At 43.2% G+C, this 8512-nt stretch carries 6 protein-coding genes and 1 tRNA gene (1 of these 7 cut by a window edge); all 7 read left to right on the forward strand.

Annotation, left to right across the window (positions count from 1 at the left end):
- Positions 1 to 277: 277 nt before the first annotated feature.
- Positions 278 to 2389, forward strand: coding sequence for a 5-histidylcysteine sulfoxide synthase (gene ovoA, locus ACX5KA_RS18495; RefSeq protein ID WP_458731852.1), 2112 nt, complete (start codon positions 278 to 280; stop codon positions 2387 to 2389).
- 137 nt (positions 2390 to 2526) lie between these two features.
- Complete coding sequence (locus ACX5KA_RS18500; protein WP_458731853.1) at positions 2527 to 3990, forward strand: aminotransferase class I/II-fold pyridoxal phosphate-dependent enzyme; 1464 nt, start codon at positions 2527 to 2529, stop codon at positions 3988 to 3990.
- Between the two features lie 207 nt (positions 3991 to 4197).
- Positions 4198 to 4926: a pirin family protein gene (locus ACX5KA_RS18505; RefSeq protein WP_334049960.1), complete on the forward strand. Its 729-nt coding sequence runs from the start codon at positions 4198 to 4200 to the stop codon at positions 4924 to 4926.
- A 180-nt stretch (positions 4927 to 5106) separates the two neighbouring features.
- On the forward strand, positions 5107 to 5751 hold the full coding sequence (gene uvrY, locus ACX5KA_RS18510; protein ID WP_458731854.1) for a UvrY/SirA/GacA family response regulator transcription factor: 645 nt from the start codon (positions 5107 to 5109) through the stop codon (positions 5749 to 5751).
- Between the two features lie 31 nt (positions 5752 to 5782).
- A complete protein-coding gene (gene uvrC / locus ACX5KA_RS18515; protein WP_458731855.1) occupies positions 5783 to 7600 on the forward strand; it encodes an excinuclease ABC subunit UvrC in 1818 nt (605 codons plus the stop codon).
- A gap of 123 nt (positions 7601 to 7723) precedes the next feature.
- On the forward strand, positions 7724 to 8296 hold the full coding sequence (gene pgsA / locus ACX5KA_RS18520; RefSeq protein ID WP_014998466.1) for a CDP-diacylglycerol--glycerol-3-phosphate 3-phosphatidyltransferase: 573 nt from the start codon (positions 7724 to 7726) through the stop codon (positions 8294 to 8296).
- A 169-nt stretch (positions 8297 to 8465) separates the two neighbouring features.
- A tRNA-Gly gene (locus ACX5KA_RS18525) sits at positions 8466 to 8512 on the forward strand; it runs 29 nt beyond the window's last position.

The raw sequence follows: 8512 nt of genomic DNA on the forward strand, positions 1-8512 counted from the left end.
CGAATCCCTCACTCTCCGCCAAATACGAAAAACCCGCACTTAGCTGCGGGTTTTTTTATGGGTGAAATATTTTCTGATCTCATCCTGTCTGTATCTTGTAACTACAAAACACTTCATAAAAACCAAGTTATGTCGCGCTTTATTCACAAAAGCTTGATATATATAAAAAGGTTTACAATCAACTGAAATCATTACGGCATTTAAAAGCGCTCTTCTTTTATTTTTATGGCGCTGGTCCTACGCAGTTGGTAGTAATAACAAAAATCGAGAGGACATTATGCAGGCAATGCCCACACTTAATTTACGGGACGGAACAGTTGAGCAAAAAAGACAGGAAATAAAGGCTTATTTCCTCGATTCCTTTGATACCTACGAATCGCTTTTCTCTTGTCTTGCCAATGATGACGTGTTTTATCAACGACCTGAAAAGTTGCGCCATCCGTTAATTTTCTATTTTGGTCATACTGCTACTTTCTTTATCAATAAATTAGTACTGTCTAAAGCAATAAACGAGCGCATTAATCCAAAATTTGAATCGCTATTTGCCATTGGTGTTGATGAAATGAGTTGGGATGATCTCAACGATGAAAATTACGACTGGCCGAAGGTGGAAGAGGTACGTCAATATCGTAATCAAGTGCGCACATTGGTATGCGATTTAATAGATACCATGTCTTTTAGCATGCCTATTGACTGGGAAAGTCCAATGTGGCCCGTTGTTATGGGAATAGAGCATGAACGTATTCATTTAGAAACCTCATCTGTTCTAATCCGACAGCTACCCATTGCATCGGTACGCCCCAGCCCAGAATGGCCTGCATGTAGCACTATGCAAACTAATGCTGAAGCGTTAGAGGCTAATGTTTTAATGACCGTTCCGGCACAGAAAGTCATAAATGACAAAGCGTGGGACAGTGCTTATTACGGCTGGGACAATGAATATGGTTCTCAGCAAGAATCCGTTAGCGAGTTTAGTGCGTCTAAATTTCTTGTAAGTAATGGTGAGTATTTATCGTTTGTGCAAGACGGCGGCTATAACAACGCAAAATACTGGGAGGCTGAAGGTAATAAGTGGCGTGAATATACTAAAGCGCAGCACCCTGTATTTTGGATTAAAAAGGGTGATGAGTATTTATATCGCAGTATGCTTGAAGAGCATCCACTACCTTTAGATTGGCCTGTGGATGTGAATTATCATGAAGCGAAAGCGTTTTGTAACTACTTGAGTGAAAAAACGGGTGAGCTTATCCGTCTGCCGACTGAAAATGAATGGCAAGCGTTACGTCAGCAGGCTGGTGTAACACAAACCGTATACAGCGAAGGCTTTAATATAGCGCTGCAAAAGTATGCGTCGAGTGAACCTGTTAATGTTAATAAGTCCGGCGAATTTTATGATGTTGTTGGCAACGTATGGCAATGGACGGAAACACCCATCTATCCGTTTGAAGGCTTTAACGTTCATCCTTTGTATGACGACTTTACAACACCCACATTTGACAGTAAGCATAACCTCATTAAAGGTGGCAGTTGGGTATCTACTGGTAACGAAGCAATGAAAGATAGTCGTTACGCTTTTAGGCGCCACTTCTTTCAGCACGCGGGGTTTCGGTATGTTCAAGGAAAGCGAGTTATAGCGGTGAACGATTTTGATTATGAAAGTGATACACAGGTTTCGCAATACAGTGAATTCCATTACGGCGACGAGTACTACGGCGTCCCTAATTTTGCTAAAGCCAGTGCGCAGTTTTGTATTGACGCTATGCAAGGGCGTCAACACGCTAGAGCGTTAGATTTGGGGTGTGCCGTTGGTCGGTCCACCTTTGAACTTGCAAAATACTTCGATCATGTCGATGGCATCGATTTTTCTGCACGCTTTATAAAAACAGCGTTTGAGATGCAAGAGCGTGGTGAAATACGCTATAACCTTATAGAAGAAGGTGAACTTACGTCGTTTAAGGCGCGCAAGCTCTCTGCGCTCGGTTTAGATGACAGTGTAGACAAGGTTGCTTTCGCACAAGGTGATGCGTGTAATTTGAAGCCGCAGTACACAGGCTACGACTTGATCTTCTTAGGCAACCTTATTGATAGAGTGTATAGTCCAAGAAAGGTATTAACGGACATGGCCACGCGGCTAAATAAAGGTGGATTGCTCGTTGTCGCCAGCCCCTTTACATGGTTGGAAGAGTATACCGAAAGAAGTGAGTGGTTGGGCGGCTACAAAGATGAAAATGGTGAAACGCTTAGCTCTACTCAGGCGCTTGAAGATGCATTAGGTCAAAGCTTTAAACGAATTGCTGAACCTAAAGACATTCCATTTGTCATTCGAGAAACAAAGCGGAAATACCAACATACGCTTTCTGAATTTAACGTGTTTGAAAAGATAGAGTAACACGGTGTCTTTTAAGGCGTGTGTGCAGTGTAAAGTGGGCGCGGTACGCGTGTAACGTGCTTATAAGTATAGTAGATTTCAGAAGGCCTTTAGCCAATAGTAAATGCGTAAGGCTATATAAATAGGATAATGTGAAGGTGAGCAACGCGCTAAGCCATTTCCCCGTGTTCAACGCTATGCAAAGCGAGTTTATGCCTTACAAGGATGTATGGCAGGCACCTTCTCACCTGAAACTCGATCAAACTCGTCTTAAATATTCAGCGATATTTCGCCGCTTTCAGGGCGCGTCTTCATCTCAAGCGAACGTTGTCGCGTCTCAGCGAGACCCTATTCCAATGTGGATAGCGGATATGGACATCCCGCCTTGTGATGAAATTCTCAGCGCGATTACACAAAACCTTCGCTCTACTTATGGATATCAGTCCCTTGATATCGGTGACGCGGTAGAAAAACGGTTTGAGCGTACCACGCAAAAAAGTAGTCGCTTTAAAGTAGAAAGTGGCGATGTTGTGGATGTTGCGAGCGCAATAGGAGCAATAGACGTTGCGCTTCACACTTTTTGCCAACCTGGTCAAAAAGTCATGGTTTTAACACCAACCTATTCCCCTTTAACAGAGACTATTCATAATAACGGCTTAACGCCAGTATCTATTCCAGTCATTCAAAACACGCGTCAAATTCAGACTAAGCTTTCTGAAGTTGCCGCGACAAAGGATAGCGGCAAGAGTCGTCAGGAAGACGTCGAAGGTTCTCACGCAACTATAGATACTTCAGCCTTCGATAGTGCTGCGGCTGCATTTGTGATTTGTCATCCTAATAACCCTACAGGTACAGTGTTAAGTGCAGAAGAGCAGCTTGTTATTTTGAGCTTCTGCGCCAAGAACGATATTTTAATCATCACTGATGAGGTGCACAGCGAGTTTGCATTTAACTCGTCAAATGAACCAACGCTAATCCCCATGTTTGGTGCAGAGGTAAGCAATAAGAGAGAGAGGCGCCAAGAAAGTCAAAACGGTGGTAACATCCATACTCATCAACTGCCACGCATTATCCACATCAATAGCGTATCCAAGGCGTTTAACCTAGCGAGTATTCCAGGTGCATCGTATGCGGTCATTAAGGATAAAACGATCAGAGAGACGTTTGCCCAAGCTATTAATAGCAGGCACCTGAACGCAAGTAATTTAGGAAAAGTTGCGTTGATTGCCGCCTATGAGAAGGGAAGTACTTGGTTAGACAGCGTAAAATGTGCGTTGAGCTTCAACCGAAAGCTTGTTGTGCGCTTCTTTGAGCACTATGGTTTATCTGTTAATTATACAATGGGCAGCGCTGGTTATTTCTTGTGGCTAGACCTTTCAACGTTCCCTTCGCATTTAAAACAGCCGAACAGTATCGCTTCTGTGGATGAAGCTCCTTTAGGTGACGCTTCTCGTCAACCTCTCAAATATTCACCCGTGACCACTGTTGAAGGATGCATTGAGCGAGGCGTGATAGGTAACGACGGCGCGCCCTTTGGTTCTCCACACCATATTAGGCTAAATTTAGCCTGTCACCCTGCGGTTGTAGAAACCGCGCTGCAAAGACTGTGCTTTATTTCTTAGCGTAGCTTAACTCGCATCTGTTGATCGACAGTCAATTTTATTCTAAATATTAGAATAATAATCTCAAATATATGACATTTTATTTCTATTAAAGAGGATTAAAATGGCCTTATTAAATAATTAGCCCTTAACACATGTTCTATCGCCCAGCGTTACTCCTGTTGGGCAGAAGAGTCAGTGGCGGCTTACGGTTATAAGGAATGCAAGATGATGTATTTGAGAAAAGCGAATGAAAGAGGAAAAGTGAACTTTGGCTGGCTAAAAAGCCAACATAGCTTTTCGTTTGGAAACTATTATGACGCAAAACATATGGGGTTTTCAGCGCTACGGGTTATCAATGACGATGTTGTTCAGGCCGGTAGAGGTTTTGAAACCCACGGTCACAGAGATATGGAAATAATTTCATATGTTGTGAGCGGTGCTTTAAAGCACAAAGATAATACCGGTAATGAGTACGTAGTGCCTGCGGGTGACGTGCAAGTAATGAGTGCAGGTAAGGGTATTATGCATTCGGAGTTTAACCCTTCTACTGAAGAGCCTGTTAACTTTCTGCAAATTTGGATTGTGCCCAATGAAAAAGGCGGTACGCCCAGCTATGCGCAAAAAACCTTTGGCACACAGGCGGGTGGAAATAACCATGATTCAAAGCTTGAATTATTAGTAAGTGATAACGGTGGGGAAGGGTCATTACGCATTAAGCAAAATGCGGCAATCAGCCGTTTAACATTGGAAGCTGGCGAAACATGGGAGCATGGCACTGAAGACCAAAAGGGTTACCTTCATATGATTAGCGGTAATGTACAGGCTGTGGTAGACAGTGAAACGAATGCAGTTGAAATAGGGGCAGGCGATGCTTTGGGTATTTATGAGCAAGACATCATTCGTCTGAAAGCCTCAGAGGAAAGTGTGGCCTTGTGGTTTGAATTACCTAAATAGCTGTCTAAAAGTAATCTAGATCAATAATTTAGTTTCAAATTGTGTATCTCTACTTCACGAATGCTTATCTCGTGGTATGATGACTTGAATAAGACTAAAGGCTGGCAATAATTCTCATTAATGAGTTTTATCAGTCTTTAATCCAGTTGTATATAAAACTGAAGTCAGTGAGATACTAGAGTGATAAAAATAATCCTAGCAGATGACCATGATTTGGTCAGAACAGGGATACGCCGGATTCTGGAAGACGTAGACGATTTTACTATCCTCGCAGAAGCGAAGAACGGTGAAGACGCGGTACTTTTGTGCCGAAAAAATGCGCCAGATGTGGTACTCATGGACGTGAATATGCCCGGTATTGGTGGACTGGAAGCGACAAAGAAAATTGTTCGTATTTCTGAAAATACGCGTGTTATTTGTGTTTCAATGCACAAGGAAAGTCCTATTCCAATGCAAGTTATGGACGCAGGCGCATACGGTTTTCTGACAAAAGATGCAGAGCCAGACGAAGTAATACGCGCTATCCATAAAGTTGCGGCAGGACAAAAGTATGTTGATCAAGAAGTGGCCAATAGCATAGCCATAGGTAAGTTATTGCCTAGTTCGGATAATCCGTTTGACGAGCTATCGAGTAGAGAACTTACAATAGCAATGCGATTAACCGAAGGTCACAAAGTGCCGGATATAGCCCGAGAACTCAGTATTAACTCAAAAACGGTTAATACTTACCGTTACCGAATGTTTCAAAAGTTAGGCGTAAATTCTGATGTAGAGCTAACGCACTTGGCCTATCGTCATAAGCTTATCAATCCTAACACCTTTTAAGCGTCACTAGACGCGCAACGTCAAAGTGATTATGTCTGCATTTGATTCAGCAGCATTTCTTAAGAATCTAACCTCTCAACCTGGCGTGTACCGCATGTACAATAGTCAGGAAGAGGTTATTTACGTAGGAAAAGCCAAAAACCTTAAAAAGCGCGTATCAAGCTATTTTCGTAGTAATCTTGATAACGCCAAAACGCGTTCGCTAGTTAGTCAGATTGCGAACATGGATGTCACGGTTGTAAACAGCGAAACCGAAGCGTTCTTGCTTGAGAACAACTTCATCAAGAAATACAAACCGCGTTACAACGTGGTCATGCGTGACGACAAGTCTTATCCCTTTATCTTCTTATCCGACCACGAACATCCAAGGCTTTCTTTTCATCGCGGCCCTCAAAAGAAAAAGGGCGAATACTTTGGCCCATACCCCAGTGCGTGGTCGGTGCGAGAAAGCTTGCGTTCAATGCAGCGAATTTTCCCCGTACGTCAGTGCGAGGATAGCTATTACCGAGCTCGCAGTAGACCTTGTCTTCAGTATCAGATGCAGCGCTGCAGTGCGCCGTGTGTAGAAGGCTATGTGAGCGATGAAGAATATAACGAGCAGGTCAATTTCGCGCGCTTGTTCTTGAAAGGCAAAAACCAGCAAGTGATTGGTGGGCTGGTGGAAAAAATGGAAAAAGCCAGCGAAGCGTTAAACTTTGAAGCAGCGGCTCGTTACCGCGATCAGATAAACGCGCTAAGAAAAGTGCAGGAACGACAGTGGGTTGCCGGTACCCAAGACGAGATGGATGTGTTTGGGTTTGCGTTAAAAGGCAATATGGCGTGTATTCAGGTAATGTTTATTCGCGAAGGGCAACTGTTAGGCAGCAAGGCCTATTTTCCTAAAGTACCTAATACTGCCGATGAGCAAGAAGTTTTTGAATCCTTCTTTCTGCAGTTCTATTTGGCCGGCAACAAAGTGATCCCGAAGCAAATAGTGTTAAGTAACACCTTAAGCGATGAAGATGCTATAGCAGAGGTGCTTGCTAGTGAGGCAGGGCACAAAGTGCATTTCTTTAAAGGGGCGAGAGAAGAGAAACGTAAGTACCTGCAACTTGCTCAGTCAAATGCACAAACTGCATTAGATGCTCAATACAGCCAGCAAAAATCTGTTTTCGCACGCTATCTCGACTTAGAAGCGGCTCTGGAAGTTGATACGCCTATTCAACGCATTGAGTGTTTTGATATATCACATACGTCTGGCCAGCAAACGGTGGCTTCGTGCGTAGTATTTAATCGTGAAGGTCCGCACAAAAGTGACTATCGCCGATATAATATAGAAGGCATTACCCCAGGTGATGACTACGCGGCCATGGCTCAAGCGTTGAAACGTCGCTACAAATCAGTAAAAGAAGTGCAAAAAATTCCAGACCTTCTATTAATTGATGGTGGCAAAGGCCAGCTTGCCCAAGCAGAAGCGTTTTTTGAAGACTGGCCGCATGACAAAAAGCCAATGCTCTTAGGTGTGGCAAAAGGGACTACCCGTAAGCCTGGTTTAGAAACGCTAATTCTAGCTGGTAGTCATCAGGTGCTTCCCATGGACAGTCATTCGCCAGGGCTTCACCTTATTCAGCACATTCGCGATGAGTCACACCGATTTGCCATTACCGGGCATCGCAACCGACGTCAAAAAGTTAAAACCACGTCTAGTTTAGAAAGCATACCGGGTATTGGCGCTAAACGAAGACAAACGCTGCTTAAATTTATGGGGGGCTTACAAGGCCTTAAAAAAGCCAGCAAAGATGAGATTGCGAGCGTACCTGGTATTAGCCCTGAGTTGGCGGATACCATTTATGATCATCTTCATCAATAAATGAATGAGTAACAAGCATTACATTGCAAATTAAGGTAATGTGTTACAAAAATGAAAGATGCAGAGCTTATACGCTACCGCGCTAAAACGCCCATAGAGGCATAACACCGAGACGTACTTTTTATGTGGACTGTTCCAAACTGTATTACTTTATTCCGAGTAATCCTTATTCCTGTATTTGTAGTTGTATATTTTCTTGATTGGCGCTGGGCACACGAGGCGGGCGCGTTTATTTTTTGGCTTGCCGCCATTACCGATTGGTTTGACGGCTATTTAGCAAGAAAACTACAGCAGTCCACACCCTTTGGTGCGTTTTTAGACCCAGTTGCTGATAAGCTGATTGTGGGCGCTGCTCTTCTTATGATTACTCATAGTTATGCAAATCTTTGGATCACGTTGCCATCTATAGCGCTATTGGTTCGTGAGATTTATGTTTCGGCGTTGCGTGAATGGATGGGGTCGAATGGCGTAAGAGATGCGGTTAAAGTGTCTTTTATAGGTAAAGCAAAGACAACTGCGCAAATGTTAGCCTTAATTGGTTTACTTTCAGGCTTAGAAACCTTTATGGGCGTAACAATTTATTGGGTTTCTTTGGGGTATATTCTTTTATATTTCTCTGCAGTGCTGTCAATTTGGTCAATGTTTGTTTATACAAAAGCAGCGTGGCCACACCTTCGAAGTGGTGCTACAAAGTAGAATTGATCGCGGTTTAATCAAAGTGAATAAAAAAATAGCAAACGATCATAAAAAACCGCATTTATCTCAATTTAAACGCTTTTTTGTGTTGACAGTTTTGAATGGGTAGGTAGAATGCACCCCACATTTCGAGAGGACATCAACCAAACGAAATGGTCGATTAAGACATGCGGGAATAGCTCAGTTGGTAGAGCACGACCTTGCCAAGGTCGGGGT

This window comes from Alteromonas alvinellae (assembly GCF_902705805.1).

What these genes read in the sequence shown, in the direction of transcription:
- ovoA (WP_458731852.1), top strand. Translation starts at nt 278, where the DNA reads ATGCAGGCAATGCCCACACTTAATTTACGGGACGGAACAGTTGAGCAA.
- ACX5KA_RS18505 (WP_334049960.1), top strand. Translation starts at nt 4,198, where the DNA reads ATGATGTATTTGAGAAAAGCGAATGAAAGAGGAAAAGTGAACTTTGGC.
- uvrC (WP_458731855.1), top strand. Translation starts at nt 5,783, where the DNA reads ATGTCTGCATTTGATTCAGCAGCATTTCTTAAGAATCTAACCTCTCAA.
- pgsA (WP_014998466.1), top strand. Translation starts at nt 7,724, where the DNA reads ATGTGGACTGTTCCAAACTGTATTACTTTATTCCGAGTAATCCTTATT.